Annotated in this window: 18 protein-coding genes; 13 read left to right on the top strand and 5 right to left on the bottom strand. The window is 61.5% G+C overall.

What is annotated here, in order from left to right:
• Positions 1–118: 118 nt before the first annotated feature.
• A complete protein-coding gene (locus JV201_RS19385; protein ID WP_003207837.1) occupies positions 119–1,402 on the bottom strand; it encodes a Zn-dependent hydrolase in 1,284 nt (427 codons plus the stop codon).
• A gap of 179 nt (positions 1,403–1,581) precedes the next feature.
• Positions 1,582–3,069, bottom strand: coding sequence for an NCS1 family nucleobase:cation symporter-1 (locus JV201_RS19390; protein ID WP_003207834.1), 1,488 nt, complete (start codon positions 3,067–3,069; stop codon positions 1,582–1,584).
• Between the two features lie 601 nt (positions 3,070–3,670).
• Between JV201_RS19390 and hydA the strand changes: the two genes are divergently transcribed.
• The 3 genes from hydA to preA all read left to right on the top strand — a co-directional run bounded on the left by hydA (position 3,671) and on the right by preA (position 7,915).
• Positions 3,671–5,110, top strand: a complete 1,440-nt coding sequence (gene hydA, locus JV201_RS19395; RefSeq protein ID WP_219405933.1) for a dihydropyrimidinase — start codon at positions 3,671–3,673, stop codon at positions 5,108–5,110.
• A 163-nt stretch (positions 5,111–5,273) separates the two neighbouring features.
• Entirely contained in the window at positions 5,274–6,641 is a 1,368-nt protein-coding gene (locus tag JV201_RS19400; protein ID WP_087694481.1) for an NAD(P)-dependent oxidoreductase, read from the top strand.
• Positions 6,641–7,915, top strand: a complete 1,275-nt coding sequence (gene preA / locus JV201_RS19405; RefSeq protein WP_003207829.1) for an NAD-dependent dihydropyrimidine dehydrogenase subunit PreA — start codon at positions 6,641–6,643, stop codon at positions 7,913–7,915. The genes JV201_RS19400 and preA overlap by 1 nt, the downstream gene beginning before the upstream one ends.
• Positions 7,916–8,033: 118 nt before the next feature.
• On the opposite strand, the gene JV201_RS19410 is transcribed toward preA, so the two are convergent.
• Positions 8,034–8,654: a TetR/AcrR family transcriptional regulator gene (locus JV201_RS19410; protein WP_003207828.1), complete on the bottom strand. Its 621-nt coding sequence runs from the start codon at positions 8,652–8,654 to the stop codon at positions 8,034–8,036.
• A gap of 144 nt (positions 8,655–8,798) precedes the next feature.
• On the opposite strand from JV201_RS19410, the gene JV201_RS19415 reads away from it, so the two are divergent.
• The 10 genes from JV201_RS19415 to JV201_RS19460 all read left to right on the top strand — a co-directional run bounded on the left by JV201_RS19415 (position 8,799) and on the right by JV201_RS19460 (position 17,843).
• Positions 8,799–9,242, top strand: coding sequence for a GNAT family N-acetyltransferase (locus JV201_RS19415; RefSeq protein ID WP_003207827.1), 444 nt, complete (start codon positions 8,799–8,801; stop codon positions 9,240–9,242).
• Between the two features lie 23 nt (positions 9,243–9,265).
• The gene (gene copC, locus JV201_RS19420) at positions 9,266–9,631 is read left to right on the top strand and encodes a copper homeostasis periplasmic binding protein CopC (RefSeq protein WP_003207825.1); all 366 of its coding nucleotides are present in this window, start codon (positions 9,266–9,268) and stop codon (positions 9,629–9,631) included.
• A 3-nt stretch (positions 9,632–9,634) separates the two neighbouring features.
• Positions 9,635–10,492 (top strand): copper homeostasis membrane protein CopD, encoded by an 858-nt coding sequence (gene copD, locus JV201_RS19425; RefSeq protein WP_177028346.1) that lies wholly within the window; start codon positions 9,635–9,637, stop codon positions 10,490–10,492.
• A 148-nt stretch (positions 10,493–10,640) separates the two neighbouring features.
• Complete coding sequence (locus tag JV201_RS19430; RefSeq protein ID WP_102369547.1) at positions 10,641–11,909, top strand: OprD family porin; 1,269 nt, start codon at positions 10,641–10,643, stop codon at positions 11,907–11,909.
• A gap of 252 nt (positions 11,910–12,161) precedes the next feature.
• Positions 12,162–12,983, top strand: a complete 822-nt coding sequence (locus tag JV201_RS19435) for an NAD(P)-dependent oxidoreductase (RefSeq protein WP_219405934.1) — start codon at positions 12,162–12,164, stop codon at positions 12,981–12,983.
• Between the two features lie 30 nt (positions 12,984–13,013).
• Positions 13,014–13,889 (top strand): SMP-30/gluconolactonase/LRE family protein, encoded by an 876-nt coding sequence (locus JV201_RS19440; RefSeq protein ID WP_219405935.1) that lies wholly within the window; start codon positions 13,014–13,016, stop codon positions 13,887–13,889.
• Between the two features lie 51 nt (positions 13,890–13,940).
• The gene (locus JV201_RS19445) at positions 13,941–14,912 is read left to right on the top strand and encodes a TRAP transporter substrate-binding protein (RefSeq protein WP_003207815.1); all 972 of its coding nucleotides are present in this window, start codon (positions 13,941–13,943) and stop codon (positions 14,910–14,912) included.
• Between the two features lie 67 nt (positions 14,913–14,979).
• Entirely contained in the window at positions 14,980–15,507 is a 528-nt protein-coding gene (locus JV201_RS19450) for a TRAP transporter small permease (RefSeq protein WP_003207813.1), read from the top strand.
• Positions 15,508–16,788 carry a TRAP transporter large permease gene (locus JV201_RS19455; protein WP_003207810.1) on the top strand — a complete coding sequence of 427 codons (1,281 nt, stop codon included), beginning with the start codon at positions 15,508–15,510 and terminating at the stop codon, positions 16,786–16,788.
• Positions 16,789–16,982: 194 nt separating this feature from the next.
• A complete protein-coding gene (locus JV201_RS19460; protein ID WP_134327686.1) occupies positions 16,983–17,843 on the top strand; it encodes an aldose 1-epimerase in 861 nt (286 codons plus the stop codon).
• Positions 17,844–17,966: 123 nt separating this feature from the next.
• Here the strand turns inward: JV201_RS19460 and JV201_RS19465 are convergent, their stop codons facing one another.
• Together JV201_RS19465 and JV201_RS19470 are read right to left on the bottom strand one after the other, a co-directional pair.
• On the bottom strand, positions 17,967–19,112 hold the full coding sequence (locus JV201_RS19465) for an HlyD family secretion protein (protein WP_003207807.1): 1,146 nt from the start codon (positions 19,110–19,112) through the stop codon (positions 17,967–17,969).
• Positions 19,109–20,767 carry an MFS transporter gene (locus tag JV201_RS19470; protein WP_003207803.1) on the bottom strand — a complete coding sequence of 553 codons (1,659 nt, stop codon included), beginning with the start codon at positions 20,765–20,767 and terminating at the stop codon, positions 19,109–19,111. The genes JV201_RS19465 and JV201_RS19470 overlap by 4 nt, the downstream gene beginning before the upstream one ends.
• Positions 20,768–21,019 lie beyond the last annotated feature (252 nt).

Genomic DNA, 21,019 nt, shown 5'->3' on the forward strand with positions numbered 1-21,019 from the left:
AAATGTGGGAGCTGGCTTGCCTGCGATAGCGGAGTGTCAGGCACTGCAACTGTGTCTGAAACACCGCTATCGCGGGCAAGCCCGGCTCCCACATTTGAGAGGAGTGAAGCCTGTCGACTCAGGCAGCCAGTTTGCCGCTGGCGATTGCCACCGAAGCTGCCACCATCGCCCTCAGCAACACCGCACACCCCGCCGCCAAATCATCCGGCGCCGCGTTCTCGATTTCGTTATGGCTGATGCCACCTTCACACGGCACAAAGATCATCCCCGCGGGCCCCAGTTCCGCGACGAAAATCGCGTCATGCCCTGCCCCGCTCACGATATCCATGTTGGACAACCCCAACCCATTGGCCGCATCACGCACGGCATCCACGCAGCCTTTGTCGAAGTACAGCGGCGGGAAGTCAGCGGTGGGTGTCATCTCGAATGTGAGGCCGTGCTTGGCGCAGGTCTCGTCGATCACCTTGCGCACCTGGGCAATCATCGAATCCAGCCGCGCCGGTTCCAGATGGCGGAAGTCCAGGGTCATGCGCACTTCGCCAGGAATGACGTTGCGTGAGCCCGGATACGCCTGCAGGCAACCGACGGTGCCGCAGGCGTGAGGCTGATGACCCAACGCCGCCGCGTTAACTGCAGCCACCACGGCCGCGGCACCGACCAGGGCATCCTTGCGCAGGTGCATCGGGGTCGGCCCGGCATGCGCCTCGACACCCCGCAGTTTCAGGTCGAACCATTTCTGGCCAAGGGCGCCCAGCACCACACCGATGGTTTTCTTTTCATCCTCAAGAATCGGACCTTGCTCGATATGTGCTTCGAAATATGCGCCCACCTTGTGCCCGCTCACCGGGCGTGATCCGGCATACCCAATGGCATTCAGCGCATCGCCCACGGTCACGCCATCGGCATCCGTCTTGGCCAGCGTGTCGACCAGGGTGAATTTCTCGGCAAACACCCCGGAGCCCATCATGCAGGGAGGAAAGCGCGAGCCTTCTTCGTTGGTCCACACCACCACTTCCAGCGGCGCTTCGGTTTCCACCTTCAGGTCATTGAGGGTGCGCAATACCTCAACGCCCGCCAGCACGCCAAAACAGCCATCAAACTTGCCGCCGGTGGGCTGGGTGTCGATATGGCTGCCGGTCATCACCGGCGGCAACTGGGGATTGCGCCCCGGCCGGCGGGCAAAGATATTGCCGACGCCATCGATGGTCACGGTACAGCCCGCTTCTTCGCACCACTTCACAAACAGGTCGCGGGCCTGGCGATCGAGGTCGGTCAGGGCCAGGCGGCACACACCGCCCTTGGGGGTGGCGCCGAGCTTGGCGAGTTCCATCAGGGACAGCCACAGACGATCGCGGTTGATGTGCTGATGGGTGGATTGCAGAACGTCTATGGCAGCGTTCATGGGGATCTCCTCAGGCAGTAGTTCTTATAAATTTGACCAGACTCTCACTGGAGGACTGCGATCAAAAATGTGGGAGCGGGCTTGCTCGCGAAGGCGGTGATTCAGCTAACACATCTGGCGACTGGCACACCGTATTCGCGAGCAAGCCCGCTCCCACATTTGATTGCATTCCACATCGATTAAAGCGGTGTTTTCACGGCGACCACACGAGCCCCGCGTTTCATGCAGAGGGCGTAATACAACAGGCCACCGAGCGCCGAGCCGGTGAACCAGCCATAGCTGTAGAACCAGCTGAACGCATCGCTGCCCAGGGACAGCAACGTCAGCACCACCGGCACGCCAAACGCCAGGAAGCCATGCCAGTTCCACGCCGGGTACACGTCATCACGATACAAACCGGCGAGGTCCAGTTGCTGTTTCTTGATGATGAAATAGTCCACCACCATGATCCCGGCGATCGGCCCCAAGAGGCTTGAGTAACCCAGCAACCAGTTGGAATAGACGGTTTCCAGGCTCACGTCGGAGATGATCAGCCCGAGCTTTTTCAGCAGTTCGTGGGCCATCAGCGCCAGGCCCACCAGGCCGGTGAGCACCACCGCCGTGGTGCGGTTGATCAGCTTGGGGGCGATGTTCTGGAAGTCGTTGGTGGGCGAGACGATGTTCGCCGCGGTGTTGGTGGACAAGGTGGCGATGATGATCAGCGCCATCGCCACGGCCACCCACACCGGGCTCTGGATATGGCCGATCAGGGTGACCGGGTCGGAGACGCTGACGCCCACCAGTTTCACCGAGGCGGCGGTCATGATTACGCCGAGGGCGGCGAACAGGAACATGGTCAGCGGCAGGCCGAAAATCTGCCCGAGGATCTGGTCTTTCTGGCTTTTGGCGTAGCGGCTGAAGTCGGGAATGTTCAACGACAAGGTGGCCCAGAAACCCACCATCGCCGTCAGGCCCGCCATGAAGTAGCCGGTGAGGCTGGCGCCTTCGGGACGTTTGGGCGGGATCGCCATCAGCTCGGTCAGCGACACATTCGGCAGCGCCCACACCAGCAGCCCGATACCCACCGCCACCAGCAGCGGTGCCGACAGGGTTTCCAGCCATTTGATCGACTCGGCGCCACGCAATACCACCCACAGGTTCAGGGTCCAGAAGATCATGAAGCCGATCACTTCACCGGTGCCGCCAAGGGATTTCCAACCCTCGAAAATCGACCCCAGGAACAGGTGGATCGCCAGGCCGCCAAACATCGTCTGGATACCGAACCAGCCACACGCCACCAACGCGCGGATCAGGCACGGCACGTTGGAGCCGAGCACGCCGAAGGACGAGCGCAGCAACACCGGAAACGGGATGCCGTACTTGGTACCGGGGAAGGCGTTGAGGGTCAGCGGGATCAGCACCACGATATTGGCCAGCAGGATCGCCATCAGCGCCTCGCCCACCGACAACCCGAAGTACGCGGTGAGCACGCCGCCCAGGGTGTAGGTCGGCACACACACCGACATGCCGATCCACAGCGCGGTGATATGCCACTTGTTCCAGGTGCGTTCGCGCACCTTGGTCGGTGCCATGTCGTGGTTGTAGCGGGGGCTGTCGAGGACGTCGGGGCCGGCGTCGAGTTCGTACAGGCCGTTGCGCTCAATGACTTGCGATCTGTTCTGTTGCATGGCCGCTCCACGGTTTTTTCGAATTATTTTTGCTCATCCCGTGACGTGCACGGGATGGCCGGAGTACCTCGTTGACAACATGACATCCGGGACCCGGCCAACCGCCACCGCACTCAATAACCGTGCCGTAAACCGTCAACCTGCCCGCACCGCTTATATAACTTGCTGATGTTTATCAGCTTTATTGTCTCGACCGAAGAGCCCCTCGTTACTTTCAGCGTTACTCAGGCCAAATAACGCAGAAGTTGTCCGAACCATCAGGACTCAATCTGGTGCAACACAATTATTTTTATTTACCGGCCCCGTCAAGAGGCATGTCTCAAGCGTCTGATTTGCAATAGGAAATGTTGCTCATATTGGGAACCTGTCAAGTGCGTCAAAATGGTGAGAGGCCGCTACATTTTGGTGATTTTGATTTTTTATCGTTAAAATTCAATTACTTAATAAAGATATAAGCTTATAAAAAATATTCTTGCTCATTCGAAAAACTCGGGCTAGTTTCTATTCCTGTCACCGCTGACAGGAATTAACTTTCCAGCGGCGCGATGCATGACAACATTTAGAACTGGCACAAGCCGGTCAAGCCTGTGAGGAACTCGACATGTCGCTGTTGATCCGTGGCGCTACCGTTATTACCCATGATGAAAGTTACCGAGCCGATGTTTTATGCGCAGACGGTCTAATCCGCGCCATTGGCACTGATCTGGATATTCCCGCCGGCACCGAGATACTCGACGGCAGCGGTCAATACCTGATGCCCGGCGGCATCGACCCCCACACCCATATGCAGTTGCCCTTCATGGGCACCGTGGCCAGTGAAGATTTTTTCAGTGGCACGGCCGCCGGGTTGGCGGGCGGCACCACGTCGATCATCGACTTCGTGATTCCCAACCCGCAGCAATCCCTGCTGGAAGCCTTCCATCAGTGGCGCGGCTGGGCCGAGAAGTCGGCGTCCGACTACGGCTTTCACGTCGCGATTACCTGGTGGAGCGAGCAGGTCCGCGAGGAAATGGCCGAGCTGGTGAGCCAACACGGCATCAACAGCTTCAAGCATTTCATGGCGTACAAGAACGCAATCATGGCCGCCGACGACACCTTGGTGGCGAGCTTCGAACGCTGCCTGGAACTGGGTGCGGTACCGACGGTGCATGCCGAAAACGGCGAGCTGGTGTATCACCTGCAACGCAAGCTGATGGCCCAGGGCATTACCGGGCCTGAAGCGCATCCGTTGTCGCGGCCTTCGCAGGTGGAAGGTGAAGCCGCCAGCCGGGCGATCAGGATTGCCGAAACCATCGGCACGCCGCTGTACCTGGTGCACGTGTCCACCAAGGAAGCGCTGGATGAAATCACCTACGCCCGCAGCAAGGGCCAGCCGGTGTACGGCGAAGTATTGGCCGGGCATCTGCTGCTGGACGACAGCGTGTATCAACACCCCGACTGGCAGACCGCCGCCGGCTATGTGATGAGCCCGCCCTTCCGCCCGCGCGGGCATCAGGAGGCACTGTGGCATGGCTTGCAATCGGGCAACCTGCACACCACCGCCACCGACCATTGCTGCTTCTGCGCCGAGCAAAAAGCCGCCGGGCGGGATGACTTCAGCAAGATTCCCAATGGCACTGCCGGTATCGAAGACCGCATGGCGCTGTTGTGGGATGAGGGCGTGAGCACTGGGCGCTTGTCGATGCAGGAATTCGTTGCGCTGACGTCTACCAACACCGCGAAGATCTTCAACCTGTATCCACGCAAAGGAGCGATCCGCGTGGGGGCCGATGCTGACCTGGTGCTGTGGGACCCGCAAGGCACACGGACCATTTCCGCGAAGACTCACCACCAGAAAGTCGACTTCAACATCTTCGAAGGCAAGACCGTGCGCGGCGTGCCGAGCCATACCATCAGCCAGGGCAAGCTGGTCTGGGCGGATGGGGATTTGCGCGCCGAACGGGGTGCGGGTCGGTATATCGAACGGCCGACGTATCCGCCGGTGTTTGAGCAGTTGAGCAAGCGGGCGGAGCGTTCCAGGCCGGTTGCTGTGAAACGCTGAGGCCGCCATTCGCGAGCAAGCCCGCTCCCACATTCGACTGCATTTATCCTGCTGGAATGGGGACGAATGTGGGAGCGGGCTTGCTCGCGAAGAGGCCGGTACAGGCAACAAAAAAACCACTGCCCACCAGAGGCAGCACCTCAAAAACCGTGAGGCCAATACCGTGATCCAGACCCTGAACCATCTTCCCCACCCCCATGAAGATGCGGCGGCCCTCGCCGCGCATTTCACCGACCTGGCGCCGCCGCTCAATGCCCGGCAAGCCCAACTGGAAGCCTCGCGCTGCCTCTACTGCTACGACGCACCGTGCGTCAACGCGTGCCCCAGCGAGATCGATATCCCGTCGTTCATCCGCAATATCCACACGGAGAACGTCCAGGGCGCCGCACAGAAGATTCTCTCGGCGAATATCCTCGGCGGCAGTTGCGCCCGGGTCTGCCCGACGGAAATCCTCTGCCAGCAAGCCTGCGTGCGCAACAATGCCGAGGAATGCGCCCCGGTGCTGATCGGCCTGTTGCAGCGTTACGCGGTGGACAACGCGCACTTCAGCGAACACCCGTTCCAGCGCGCCGCGCCCACCGGCAAGCGCATCGCGGTGGTCGGCGCCGGGCCTGCGGGGTTGTCCTGCGCCCATCGCAGCGCCCTGCACGGCCATGACGTGGTGATTTTCGAAGCCCGGGAAAAAGCCGGCGGCCTGAATGAATACGGGATCGCCAAGTACAAGCTGGTGGATGACTTCGCGCAAAAGGAACTGGATTTCCTCCTGCAGATCGGCGGCATCGAGATCCGCCACGGCCAGCGCCTGGGCGACAACCTGACCTTGAGCGAACTGCACCAGCAGTTCGATGCAGTGTTCCTCGGCCTTGGCCTGGCTGCCAGCAAACAGCTCGGCCTGCCACACGAGGACGCCCCCGGCCTGCTCGCCGCCACCGACTACATCCGTGAACTGCGCCAGGCCGACGACCTCAGTCAACTGCCCCTGGCCGACCGTTGCATCGTGCTCGGCGCCGGCAACACGGCCATCGACATGGCGGTGCAAATGGCCCGCCTCGGTGCTCGTGACGTCAACCTGGTGTATCGCCGTGGCCTGGCTGAAATGGGCGCCACCGGCCATGAGCAGGACATCGCCAAGGCCAACCAGGTACGCCTGCTGACCTGGGCCCAGCCCGAAGAAGTGTTGCTCGACGACCAGGGCCATGTGCGCGGCATGCGCTTCGCCCGCACCCGCATGGTCGATGGCCGCCTGCAAGCCACCGGCGAGACCTTCGAACTGGCCGCCGACGCGATCTTCAAGGCCATCGGCCAAGGCTTCGACGACGAGGCGCTGCACGACCCGCTGGCCCACCAACTGCAACGCCAGGGCGATCGGATCTTCGTCAACGAACAGCTGCGCACCAGCATCCCCGGTGTGTACGCCGGCGGCGATTGCGTCAGCCTCGGCCAGGACCTCACCGTCCAGGCCGTGCAACACGGCAAGCTGGCCGCGCAAGCCATGCACGCCCAACTCATGCTGAATGTGGAGGCTGCGTAATGGCCGATCTCTCGATTGTATTCGCCGGCATCAAAGCCCCCAATCCGTTCTGGCTGGCCTCCGCGCCGCCTACCGACAAGGCCTACAACGTGGTCCGCGCCTTTGAAGCAGGCTGGGGCGGCGTGGTCTGGAAAACCCTCGGCGAAGACCCGGCAGCGGTCAACGTCTCATCGCGCTACTCGGCGCACTTTGGTGCCAACCGTGAAGTGCTCGGCATCAATAACATCGAGCTGATTACCGACCGCTCCCTGGAGATCAACCTGCGGGAAATCACCCAGGTGAAAAAGGACTGGCCGGACCGCGCGCTGATCGTGTCATTGATGGTGCCGTGTGTTGAGGAGTCGTGGAAGCACATCCTGCCACTGGTGGAAGCCACCGGCTGTGACGGCATCGAGCTGAACTTCGGCTGCCCCCACGGCATGCCGGAACGCGGCATGGGCGCGGCGGTGGGCCAGGTGCCGGAGTATGTGGAACAGGTGACGCGCTGGTGCAAGACCTATTGCTCGCTGCCGGTGATCGTCAAGCTCACGCCGAACATCACCGACATACGCGTGGCGGCGCGGGCGGCCTATCGCGGTGGCGCGGATGCGGTGTCGCTGATCAACACCATCAACTCCATCACCAGTGTCGACCTGGAGCGCATGGTCGCCCTGCCGATGGTCGGCACCCAAAGCACCCACGGGGGTTACTGCGGCTCGGCGGTGAAACCCATCGCACTGAACATGGTGGCGGAGATTGCCCGGGACCCACAGACACAAGGCTTGCCGATCTGCGGGATTGGCGGGATTGGCAACTGGCGCGATGCAGCGGAATTCGTCGCGCTGGGCTGCGGCGCGGTGCAGGTGTGCACGGCGGCGATGCTGCATGGGTTTCGGATTGTCGAAGAAATGAAGGACGGGCTGTCGCGGTGGATGGACAGCCAGGGTTACAGCAGCCTGCAGGAATTTTCCGGGCGGGCGGTGGGCAATACGACGGATTGGAAGTACCTGGATATCAATTACCAGGTGATCGCCAAAATTGACCAGGCGGCGTGTATTGGCTGTGGGCGTTGCCATATTGCCTGTGAAGACACGTCGCACCAGGCGATTGCCAGCTTGAAGCAGGCGGATGGGACACATAAATACGAGGTGATCGATGATGAGTGCGTGGGGTGCAACCTGTGCCAGATCACCTGCCCGGTGGCGGACTGTATCGAGATGGTGCCGGTGGATACCGGAAAGCCGTTTTTGAACTGGACGCAGGACCCGAGGAACCCCTACCGCGAGGCGGTGTAGCCTGAATGATCGTTCCCACGCTCCGCGTGGGAATGCATCCGTTGACGCTCCGCGTCACGACCTTAAGAACGGACGCAGAGCGTCCAGGCGGCATTCCCACGCGGAGCGTGGGAACGATCTAGGGCTCCAACCCGATCCCCCGCAGGATCACACTCGTCACCGTCTGCACCGCCCGCTCAAACTGCATGTCCGACAACGGCTGATGGTCATTCAGGATCTTCACCTGATGATCAAAGTCGGCATAGTGCTGGGTCGACGCCCAGATCATATACAGCAGGCTCGACGGCTCCACCGGCAAAATCCGCTTGTCCTCCACCCACTGGCGAATCTTCGCTTCCTTCATCTTGGCCCAGTCATACAGGCTCACATCCAGCGCCTCCCCCAGGGTTGGCGCGCCGTGGATGATTTCATTCGCCCAGACTTTCGAACCATAAGGCCGGCTGCGGGAATGTTGCATCTTGGCGCGGATGTAGCTACTGAGCACCACCCGCGGGTCGTCGAACATCTCGAAGCACAAGGCGTCCTGCTTCCACACCTCCAGCAGGTCGAACAACACCGCGCTGTACAGCTCGCTCTTGGTACTGAAGTAGTAATGCAGGTTGGAGCGCGGCAGTTGCACTTCTTCAGCGATGTCGGCCATGGCGGTGCTGCCATAGCCCTTCTCGGCGAAGACCTTTTCAGCCGCCAGCAGAATCTTTTCGACGTTGACCCGACGAATACCGATCTTGTGATTGCCCATAAGGGCTCCCTGACAACAACATGGCTTCAAGACTACCATCCGCTCTAGATCGCGGCGACACGCCACTGTGAAACTTCGTACAAGAACCTTCCCCGCCGATAGCGGATTGGTTAGCATCGCCATCCCCTCGAAGGATCATCCCCCATGACTATTCGACAGCGAAGCGCGTGCGACGACCCGGTGCTGGGTGCACTGTGGGAACGCTCGGTGCGCGCCACCCATGACTTTCTCAGCGAAGACGACATCCAGCGCCTGCTGCCCCTGGTACGCGACTGCTACCTGCCGATGCCCGCACTTGAAGTGTGGGTGTACGAAGATACCCAAGGCATTGGCGGCTTCGTCGGCACCGGCGGCAATAATGTCGAGATGCTGTTTATCGACCCGAACCGACGCGGCCAGGGCATCGGTCGCCAGTTGCTGGACTTCGTACGCGCCCGCCACGACACCCTGCGGGTCGACGTGAACGAGCAGAATCCACAGGCCGTGGGTTTCTACCTGCACTATGGTTTTATCCAGACCGGCCGCTCGCCCGTCGATGGCGAAGGCAAGCCCTTCCCCTTGTTGCACATGGCACTACCGAACGACTGACTCTCACCTGAAGGTATTGAACAATGTTGATCAAGAAGACCCTCACCACCGTTGCCCTGCTCGCTTCCCTGCTGGGCGCCTCGGCCGCGTTTGCCCACGCCCACCTGAAAAGCTCGGAGCCTGCCGCCGACAGCAGCGTCGCTGCGCCCAAGGACCTGCGCCTGACGTTCAGCGAAGGCGTTGAAGCGACCTTCACCAAGGTATCCCTGAGCAAGGACGGCACCGAAGTCGCGATCAAGGGCCTGGAAACCCCGGACGCCGACAAGAAAGTATTGGTGGTGACACCGGCCGCACCCTTGGCCGCCGGCACCTACAAAGTGGTGTGGAACGCGGTCTCGGTGGATACCCACAAGAGCAACGGTGAATACAGCTTCAAGGTCGGCCAATAATCCATGGCCACCCTGCTGGTGCTGTGCCGTTTCCTGCATTTCATCGTCGTGCTGTTGATGTTCGGGGCCTGTGTGTTCAGGCCCTGGCTGCTGGGCGCGGGACCGCAACCGGTGCTGGACCGCCAACTGTCGCGCATCACCCAAGGGTTGGCGTGGCTGGCATTGGTGTCGGGGGTGGCGTGGCTGCTGTTGATCAGCGCGAGCATGGCCGGTGTCGGGCTGGGCGCGCTGGAATGGTCGACCGTGCAGTTGGTGCTGGGCAAAACCTTCTTCGGCCAGGTCTGGACCTGGCACTTGCTACTGAACGTGCTGCTGGTGCTGGGCCTGATGACGCCGTGGAAAGCGTTGCGCCTGCCGCTCTGTGCATTGCTGCTGGCGACACTGGCACCGGTGGGCCATGGCGCCATGCTCAATGGCATGGCCGGACAGTTGCTGATCCTCAATCAGGTGGTGCACCTGGTGTGTGTCGGTGCCTGGCTGGGCGGCCTGCTCCTGCTGGTGTTGATCCTCAGGCAATCGCCCCGCTATCCGTTGGAACCGATCCTCAAGCGCTTCAGTGGCATCGGTTATGGCCTGGTGACAGGGCTGCTGGTGACCGGATTGATCAACGTGCGGGTGCTCACCGGGCAGTTCTGGCCGACGCCCTTGTTCACAGGGTTCGCCCTGATCCTGTTGATCAAGGTGCTGCTGGTGTTCGGCATGCTCGCCCTGGCGCTGCTGAACCGCCTGCGGATTCACAACTGTGAGCAGCGGCTGCCTGCCTTGAAGGCCAGCGTGATGATTGAATGGTTACTAGGTGTTTCAGCGGTAGCCACCGTTTCGCTGCTTGGCACCTTGCCGCCCATGGTTGCAGCGGGATAACTCCTCCCCCACTGACTCCCTTCACGCAGGGAGTCATCGTATAACTTTCGATTGACAACCCCCTGAAACCTCGCAAATATCGCCCCCAATGTTGTACGACAACGTATAACAAAAAATAAAAACAACAAAAAGACAAGGGAGCGTCACTGTGAGCCAACACGTCCGCCATTTCTCCGGCACCACCCGTTTTGCCGCCATCGGTTTGAGCAGCCTGGCCTTTACCCTCCCCGCCACCGCCTCGGCAGAAGGCTTCATCGATGACGCCACCGCCACGCTCAACCTGCGCAACGCCTACTTCAACCGCAACTTCACCAACCCCGCCTACCCCCAGGGCAAGGCCGAGGAGTGGACGCAAAACTTCATTCTCGATGCCAGGTCCGGCTTCACTCAAGGCACCGTCGGTTTCGGCCTGGACGTGCTGGGCCTGTACTCGCAGAAACTCGACGGCGGCAAAGGTACCGCCGGCACCCAACTGCTGCCGACCCGCAGCGATGGCCGCCCTGCCGATAACTTCGGGCGCCTGGGCGTGGCGCTGAAAACCAAGCTGTCGAACACCGAATTGAAAGTCGGCGAATGGATGCCGGTACTGCCGATCCTGCGCTCGGATGACGGCCGCTCACTGCCGCAAACGTTCCGCGGCGGCCAGGTAACGTCCAGGGAAATCGCCGGCCTGACCTTGTATGGCGGCCAGTTTCGCGGCAACAGCCCGCGCAACGACGCGAGCATGGATGACATGTTTCTCAACGGCAAAGCCGCATTCACCTCGGACCGCTTCAACTTCGGCGGCGGCGAATACACCTTCAACGACAAGCGCACCCAGGTTGGCGTGTGGTACGCCGAACTCAGTGACATCTACCAGCAACAGTATTTCAACCTGACCCACAGCCAGCCCGTGGGCGACTGGACCCTGGGCGCCAACCTCGGGTTCTTCACCGGCAAGGAAGACGGCAAGGCCCTGGCCGGCGACCTCGACAACAAAACCGCGTTCGCCCTGCTCTCGGCCAAATACAAAGGCAACAGCTTCTATATCGGCCTGCAGAAACTCACCGGCGACAGCGCCTGGATGCGGGTCAACGGCACCAGCGGTGGCACCCTGGCCAACGACAGCTACAACGCCAGCTACGACAACGCCAAGGAAAAGTCCTGGCAGGTGCGGCACGACTTCAACTTCGTGGTACTGGGCATTCCCGGGTTGACCATGATGAACCGCTACATCAGTGGCGATAACGTGCACACCGGGGCGATCACCAATGGCAAGGAGTGGGGCCGTGAGTCGGAGCTGGCCTACACGGTACAAAGCGGTCCACTGCGGGACCTGAATGTGCGCTGGCGCAACGCAACGATGCGCCGGGATTTCAGTACCAACGAGTTTGATGAGAACCGGATATTCATCAGTTACCCGCTGTCGCTGTTATAGCGGTTTACAAACAACCGGAAAGGCTTTTGTGGCGRGGGAGATTGCTGTGGCGAGGGAGCTTGCTCCCGCTGGGCTGCGCAGCGGCCCCAAAATCYTGGGAGCGCTTCGCACTCCAGCGGGAGCAAGCYCCCTCGCCACAGGACAGCGATGAGCCTCTATCAACTTCGACCAATAGTGCGTTGACAAGTGTAGGAAACCCTAAGGATACTTCGGATCAGTCATACGACAACCTACAACAATAACGGGATCACCATGACCACCACAACCGCCCCTACCCCGTTCAACCGCTTGCTGCTCACCGGTGCCGCCGGTGGCTTGGGCAAAGTCTTGCGCGAACGCCTGCGTCCTTACGCCAAGGTACTGCGCCTGTCGGATATCGCCGACATGGCCCCGGCCGCTGACGACAGCGAAGAAGTATTGCCTTGCGATCTTTCCGACAAACAAGCCGTGCACCAACTGGTGGAAGGCGTCGATGCGATCCTGCATTTCGGCGGCGTATCGGTGGAACGCTCGTTCGAGGACGTGCTGGGCGCGAACATCTGCGGGATCTTCCACATCTATGAAGCGGCGCGTCGCCATGGGGTCAAGCGCGTCATCTTCGCCAGCTCCAACCACGTGATCGGCTTCTACAAGCAGGACGAAGCCCTCGACGCCCACTCCCCGCGCCGCCCCGACAGTTACTACGGGCTGTCCAAATCCTACGGCGAGGACATGGCCAGTTTCTACTTCGATCGCTACGGCATCGAGACCGTGAGCATCCGCATCGGCTCCTCGTTCCCGGAACCCCAGAACCGCCGGATGATGCACACCTGGCTGAGCTTCGACGACCTCACCCAACTGCTCGAACGCTCGCTGTACACACCGAATGTCGGGCATACCGTGGTCTACGGCATGTCGGATAACCTCGATGTGTGGTGGGACAACCGCTTCGCCGCGCACCTGGGCTTCACCCCGCGGGACTCTTCCGAAGTATTCCGCAAACAGGTGGAAGCCCAGCCGATGCCCGCTGCCGACGACCCGGCGCGGGTGTACCAGGGTGGCGCGTTTTGCGCCGCCGGCCCGTTCGGTGACTGACCACAGACCAACCCAAGGGAATGAGTGGCCATGCAAGCAGAACTGATTGTCGACGCCCGCAACGCCGTGGGTGAATGCCCGGTGTGGGTACCCGGGGAAAACGCCCTGTACTGGGTGGATATTCCCACAGGCGAACTGCAACGCTGGAACGCCACCAGCGGCCAGGCGCAGGCCTGGAAAGCTCCGCAGATGCTCGCCTGCATCGCCCGCACCTCGGCGGGCGATTGGGTTGCGGGCATGCAAACCGGGTTTTTCCGGCTGACGCCCCACAACGATGGCAGGCTCGACACTGCGCCCCTGGCCAGCGTCGAGCACGCCCGCCCGGACATGCGCCTGAACGATGGCCGCTGTGATCGCCAGGGCCGGTTCTGGGCCGGCAGCATGGTGCTGAACATGGCCGAGAATGCGGCCGACGGTGCACTGTACCGCTACGAAACAGGCCGGGCGGTTCACACCGCACTCAACGGTTTCATCACCCCCAACGGCCTGGCCTTCAGCCCGGACGGGCGCACGATGTACCTCTCGGATTCGCACCCGTTGGTCCAGCAGGTCTGGGCCTTCGACTACGACATCGACAGCGGCACACCGTCCAATCGGCGGCTGTTTGTGGATATGCACCAGTTCCTCGGCCGCCCCGACGGAGCCGCCGTGGATGCCGAAGGTTGCTACTGGATCTGCGCCAACGATGCCGGGCTGGTCCACCGCTTTACCCCCGACGGCCGTCTCGACCGCTCACTGGCCGTGCCGGTGAAAAAACCCACCATGTGCGCCTTCGGTGGCACCCGCCTGGACACCCTGTTCGTCACCTCGATCCGCGACGACCACAGTGCCCAGTCGCTGGCCGGCGGCGTGTTTGCCCTCAACCCCGGGGTCACCGGATTGCCGGAGCCCACCTTCATCCTCTAGCTGCATCGCTGTGCCTTGAATAAAACAATAACAAGACTGGAGAGACACCCCATGGACTTCAAACGCACTTTGCTCCTCGCCGCACTCCCCTTCACCTTCGTCTTCGCCGGTGCCGCCCACGCGCTGGAAATCAAATTCGCCGACATCCACCCCGCCGGCTACCCCACCGTCGTCGCCGAAGAACAGCTGGGTAAAACCCTGGTGGCCGAAAGCAACGGCGGCCTGACCTTCAAGATGTTCCCCGGCGGCGTGCTGGGCTCGGAAAAGGAAGTGGTGGAACAGGCCCAGGTCGGCGCGATCCAGATGGCCCGGGTCAGCCTCGGCATCGTCGGCCCGGTGGTGCCGGACGTGAACGTGTTCAACATGCCGTTCGTGTTCCGCGACCAGGTGCATATGCGCAAGGTCATCGACGGCGAGATCGGCGATGAAATCCTCGCCAAGATCACCGACTCCGAATTCAACCTGGTGGCGCTCGCCTGGATGGACGGCGGCACGCGCAACCTCTACACCAAGAAACCGGTGCGCAAGATCGAAGACCTCAAGGGCATGAAGATCCGCGTGCAGGGCAACCCGATCTTCATCGAAACCATCAACGCCATGGGCGGCAACGGCATTGCCATGGACACCGGCGAGATCTTCAGCGCCCTGCAGACCGGCGTGATTGACGGCGCGGAAAACAACCCGCCCACCCTGCTGGAACACAACCACTACCAGAACGCCAAGTTCTACAGCCTGACCGGCCACCTGATTCTGCCCGAGCCCATCGTGATGTCGAAAATCACCTGGAACAAGCTCACCCCCGAGCAACAGGTGCTGGTGAAGAACACCGCCAAAGCCGCGCAGATCCAGGAGCGCGAGCTGTGGGACGCCAAGTCTGCCAGCAGTGAAGCCAAGCTCAAGGCTGCTGGCGTCGAGTTCATCGACATCGACAAAAAACCGTTCTATGAGGCCACCGCTTCGATTCGCGACAAGTACGGCGCGCCCTACGCCGACCTGATCAAGCGCATCGAAGCCGTCGAGTAACCCTTTTTCCTCTCATAGATAAGGCCCGGCGCGGTCGGTACCGACGCGCCCGGTTACGGTGAACGCCATGAAGAATTTACTGCTGCGCATCAACGACCGCATTTACATGAGCTGCATCTGGATCGCCGGCCTCGCCGTTCTCGGCGTCGCGCTGATCATTCCCTGGGGCATCTTCGCCCGCTACGTACTCGGCACCGGCTCCAGTTGGCCGGAACCCACCGCCATCCTGCTGATGCTGGTGTTCACCTTTGTCGGCGCCGCCGCCAGTTACCGCGCCGGGGCGCACATGTCGGTGGCCATGGTCACCGACCGCCTGCCGCCCGGCCAACGCCGAATCGTCGGCATCGTCTCACAATTACTGATGGCAACCATCTGCCTGTTCATGACGATCTGGGGCAGCAAATTGTGCCTGTCGACCTGGAACCAGTTCATGAGCGCCATGCCGACCTTGCGGGTGGGCATCACCTATATGCCGATCCCGATCGGTGGCTTGCTGACCCTGGTTTTTGTGCTGGAAAAACTCCTGCTGGGTGACCAGAGCAACCGTCGGGTCGTGCGCTTCGACCTGGTTGAAGAAAGTGAAGGGGCTGCCTGAATGGACGCATTGATTCTGTTGGGCAGCTTTATCGCCCTGATCCTGATTGGCATGCCGGTGGCCTACGCCCTGGGGCTTTCTGCGCTGATCGGCGCGTGGTGGATCGACATTCCGTTCCAGGCCCTGATGATTCAGGTGGCCGGCGGGGTGAACAAGTTTTCGCTGATGGCGATTCCGTTCTTCGTGCTGGCCGGGGCGATCATGGCCGAGGGCGGCATGTCGCGCCGGCTGGTGGCGTTTGCCGGGGTGCTGGTGGGGTTTGTGCGCGGCGGCCTGTCCCTGGTGAACATCATGGCCTCGACGTTTTTTGGCGCGATCTCCGGCTCGTCGGTGGCCGATACGGCGTCTGTCGGTTCGGTGCTGATTCCGGAAATGGAACGCCAGGGCTATCCCCGTGAATTCGCCACCGCCGTCACCGTGAGCGGCTCGGTACAAGCCTTGCTGACGCCTCCGAGCCACAACTCGGTGCTCTACTCCCTGGCGGCGGGCGGCACCGTGTCCATCGCCTCGCTGTTCATGGCCGGCGTGGTCCCGGGCCTGCTGATGAGCGCCTGCCTGATGGTGCTGTGCCTGATCTTCGCGAAAAAGCGCAACTACCCCAAAGGCGAAGTGATCCCCCTGAAACAGGCACTGAAAATCTGCGCCGACGCATTGTGGGGCCTGATGGCCATGGTGATCATTCTTGGCGGGATTCTGTCGGGCATCTTCACCGCCACCGAGTCGGCGGCGATTGCGGTGTTGTGGGCGTTCTTCGTGACCATGTTCATCTACCGCGACTACAAATGGAGCGAGCTGCCCAAGCTGATGCACCGCACGGTGCGCACGATCTCCATCGTGATGATCCTGATCGCGTTCGCTGCCAGCTTCGGCTACATCATGACCCTGATGCAGATCCCGGCGAAGATCACCACGATGTTCCTGACCCTGTCGGACAACCGCTACGTGATCCTGATGTGCATCAACGCCATGCTGCTGTTGCTGGGTACGGTGATGGACATGGCGCCGCTGATTTTGATCCTCACGCCGATTTTGCTGCCGGTGATCCTGGGGATTGGCGTCGACCCGGTGCACTTCGGCATGATCATGCTGGTGAACCTGGGGATCGGCCTGATCACCCCGCCGGTGGGTGCGGTGTTGTTTGTGGGGGCGGCGGTGGGCAAAGTCAGCATCGAGAAGACCGTGAAGGCGTTGCTGCCGTTTTATGGCGTGCTGTTTTTGGTGCTGATGGCCGTGACCTACATTCCGGCGTTGTCGTTGTGGTTGCCGGGGTTGGTGTTATAAGCCCCACACTGCGTGTAGCGAGGGAGCTATTGTGGAGAGGGAGCTGCTGTGGCAAGGGAGCTTTCTGTGGCGAGGGAGCTTGCTCCCGCTGGAGTGCGAAGCGCTCCCGCTTTTTTGGGGCCGCTCCGCAGCCCATCGGGAGCAAGCTCCCTCGCCACACAAGCATTCATCATTCAATAGGTCTGCTGACACTCATGATGCTTGAACTCGAAGACAACCTGACCCACCTGACGCTGGCGCCAGCGTTGGGCGGGAGTATCGTCAACTGGACAGTACGCAGCAGCGGCCAGCCCTTGCTACGCCACACCGATCAACAGTCGCTGGCCAGCGGCCTGCCGGGGAAGCTTGCGTGCTTCCCGCTGGCGCCCTGGTCGAACCGGGTTGCCGAAGGTGGCTTTGATAACCCATCAGGGTGGTTGGGACTTGAGCCCAACAGCCCGCTGGACCCGCTGCCAATTCATGGCAGTGCCTGGCAACAGGTGTGGCAGGTGGTCAGCCAGACGTCAGACGAAGTGGTGTTGCAACTGGACAGCAGCACACCCTTTGCGTATCGCGCCGAGCAGCGAGTTCAGTTGAAGGGCGGCAAGTTGAGCATCACCTTGCGCGTCACGCACCTGGCGGAAACGGCGACGTGGCATGGGCTGGGATTGCATCCGTATCTACCCCGCAGGCCGGGCACGCAATTGCAGGCAAAGGCTTCGCAGGTATGGATGAGTGATGCGGCGAAATTGCCGACAGGCCTGGCTGCCGTGCCCGCCGAGTGGGATTTTCAACACCCAGAATCGTTGCCCGAGACACTGGTGGACAACGGTTTTTGCCAGTGGGACGGGCGCTGCGTCATCCAGCAGCCAGACCTGGGTTACACCCTGGAATGCCAGGCCACCGGCAGCGACTATTACCTGCTGTATTGCCCGCCGGGGCTGGATTTTTTCTGCTTCGAGCCGGTGAGTCATCCGGTGAATGCCCATCACCTGCCGGGTAGGCCGGGATTGAAGCTGTTGGAACAAGGCCAGTCGGCAGAACTCAGTTTCAGCCTGCAATACAAAACCCTCTAACAACACAAAACCCATGTGGGAGCGGGCTTGCTCGCGAATGCGGTGGATCAGTCAACACATCTGCGACTGACACTCCGCATTCGCGAGCAAGCCCGCTCCCACATTTTTGATCTCCATTGTGTCTTAGGGAGGGGTGTTTTTCAGGCGCCCCGCCGTGTCGATACTCACCACCACCGATAACCCCGGTCGCAGCCGTTCACTCTGCTCCTGCCCCGGATCCACGGTAATCCGCACCGGCACCCGCTGGGCGATCTTGACGAAGTTGCCGGTAGCATTGTCCGCCTGCAACAGGCTGAACTCCGACCCGGTCGCCGGGGAAATGCGCTGCACCGTGCCGTGAAACTTTCGGTGGTCCAGGGCATCCACGGTAAAGGTCACCGGCTGGCCAACCTGCACGTTGTCCATCTGGGTTTCTTTCATGTTGGCGATCACCCACAGCTGGTTCGGCACCAGCGCCATCAACTGCGCGCCGCTGTTGACGTAGGCCCCGAGGCGCACGCCAATCTGGCCCAGTTGCCCGTCACGCGGGGCGATGATCCGGGTGTTCGACAGGTCGATACGCGCCAGCTCCACTGCCGCATCGGCACTGGCCACCGCCGCCTCCAGCGAACCGCGATTGACGATCACTGTCTGCAAATCCTGCCGGGCGATTTCCAGGTTGGCCTGGGCCTGGGCCACGGCCGCGATGGTTTGCGCATTGGCGGCGCGGGTCACGTCCAGCTCGCGTTTGGACACCGACCCATCGCTGATCAACTCCTCATTGCGGCGCAAATCCGCGGTGCTTTTGCGGGCCTGGGCCTGGCTGTCCATCAAGGCCGCCTGACGCAGCTTGATGGTCGCCTCGGCGCTGTTGCGTTGCTGCACCACATTGGCCAGGGACGCCTGCTGCACCGCCAATTGCGCCTGGGCCTGATCAAGGCGCTGCTTGTAGATACGGTCATCGAGGCGCACCAGCAAATCCCCGGCCTTGACGTACTGGAAGTCCGTCACCGGCACTTCATACACATAGCCGCTGAGCTGCGGCCCGATGATCGTCACCTGGCCGCGCACCAGGGCGTTTTCGGTGGTTTCCACGGCGCTGCTGAAGGGCGGCAACTGCCAGGCGTAGAGCACGATCAGCACGCCGATAATCGCAATCGCGGCAAAGCCCATGGAAGAGATGATGCGCACCCGCAAGGAGCGCGGTTCGGTGGCCGGCATGCTCGGCGGCGCGGTGCCTTCCGGCGTGGAAGCGATGGCGTTGGTGGTGGTCGTCGTCGGTTCGGTCATGAAGAAAGTGCGCCGCTGGGTTGAACGGGAGGCGCTGCACTGGCGGCAGCTTTAGTGGTACTCATCAGCCAGAGGCTGCGGATAAAGATCCAGATCATGGTGAGTATGGCGATGATCGCGATCAGCATGAACACATCGTTGTAGGCCATCACATTCGCCTCGCGGGTGGCGGCCGTGGCCAGGCTGCGAATGCCCATGAGGTTGCGCAACTCGGGGTCGGCGATCACCCCGCCATAGGCCGAGCCGCCGCTGGCCACCCGTGCGGCCACACGCGGGTCGAGCAGGGTCAGGTGTTCGACGATCATGCTGGAATGGAATTTCTCCCGCACGATCTGGAACGTACCGAGCAATGCCGCACCAATCAGGCCGCCGAGGTTCTGGCAGATCCCGAACAGCACCGAGAAACTCACCAGGTTCCTGGGGTTGGTCAGTACGTTCTTCGTGCCCAGGACCATGGTCGGCCCGAGGAAGAACGTGCCGCCAAAGCCTAGCAGGAACTGGCTGATGTACATGTTTTGCGGGCGCGTGAGGTTGCTGGAGAAACTGTCCATCACCGAGCCCACTGCCATGAAGGCCAGGGAGATGATCAGCGGCATCAGCAAATGCGCGGGGTTGATGGTCAGCGCGCTCACGGCCAGGCCGGCAATCGCCCCCGCCAGCATCACCCAATACAGCGTGCGCATCTGCTCGTTGCTCATGTTCAGCATCTGCATGAAGCCCACGGCGCCGGTGGACTGCTCCGAGAGCACCATGCGAATCAGCACCACCGCCAACGCCAGGCGAATCATCGCCCCGCTGCCCAGCCAACGGGTCATCAGCAACGGGTTGGAGCGGTTATGTTCGATGGCCAGGCCGGCCATGATCAGCACCAGCGAGCAGGCCGAGGCGATACCGATCCACGGCGCTTCCAGCCACCAGTCGATACGGCCCAGGGACAGCACCGCGCAGAGCAAGGCAACGCCGGTGGCGAGGATGGCGAAGGTCAGGAAGTCGAGTTTTTCGAAGGTCTTGAAGCGGTCGCCCGGTGGCAGCTTGAGCAGGAACACACAGCCCAGGCAGGTCAGGGCCATGCCCAGTTCGAACAGGTACAGGCCGCGCCATTCGGCGATTTGCAGCAGGTCTTCGGAAAACAGTCGGGCCAGGGGCAACGCCAATTGCGCGGTGCCCAGGCCGAGCACCAGGGCTTTCATCCGCCACTTTGCGGGAAAGGCCTGGATCATGTAGTAAAGGCCCAGGGAACTGAGGGCGGCGCCGACCATGCCGTGGGCCGCGCGTACGGCGATGGCCGAGCTGAGGTCGTTGACGAACAGGTGGCCGAAGGTGACCAGGGCGTAGAGCACCAGGAACACTTCGGTGAACGCACGCAGGCCGAATTGCTGACGGAATTTTACCAGCAGCAGGTTCATGGAGACGTTGGTCATGACGTAGGCGGCGGGGAGCCAGGCCATCTCGGCCGTCGTGGCCCCCAGGGCGCCCTGGAGGTACACAAGGTTGGCGATCACCAGCGAGTTGCCGAGGCCACCGGTGATTGCCACCAGTACGCCAACGAGGGCGTAGGCCCAGCGCTTGCGGGTGGAATGCAGCGGCGTCGACGGCGAGCCCGGCAGGCTCGGGCGCTCGTGGGGCTGCCAGGTGTGGGGGGTGTATTTGTCCATTCGGTGGCCTTGATGACCGGCGTTTGGGGCCGGTGGAACGGTTACTCAGGGAGTAGTAAACCTGAGTGGAGTTCAACTTGCCATCTTGGGAGGGATTTGGGCGGTTGGGGTGCATATCCGTTGCTGCGGTAACGGCTGCTTATGGTTCCGCTCTTACATCGGCTCACTTCTTAACAGCGCAAAAGTAAGCAAAACGCTCTTGCCCCACCACTCGGCACCTCGCTAATGCTCGGTGTGCCCGCACTCCGGCCA

The organism is Pseudomonas sp. Colony2 (assembly GCF_019382755.1).
Lineage (GTDB): Bacteria > Pseudomonadota > Gammaproteobacteria > Pseudomonadales > Pseudomonadaceae > Aquipseudomonas.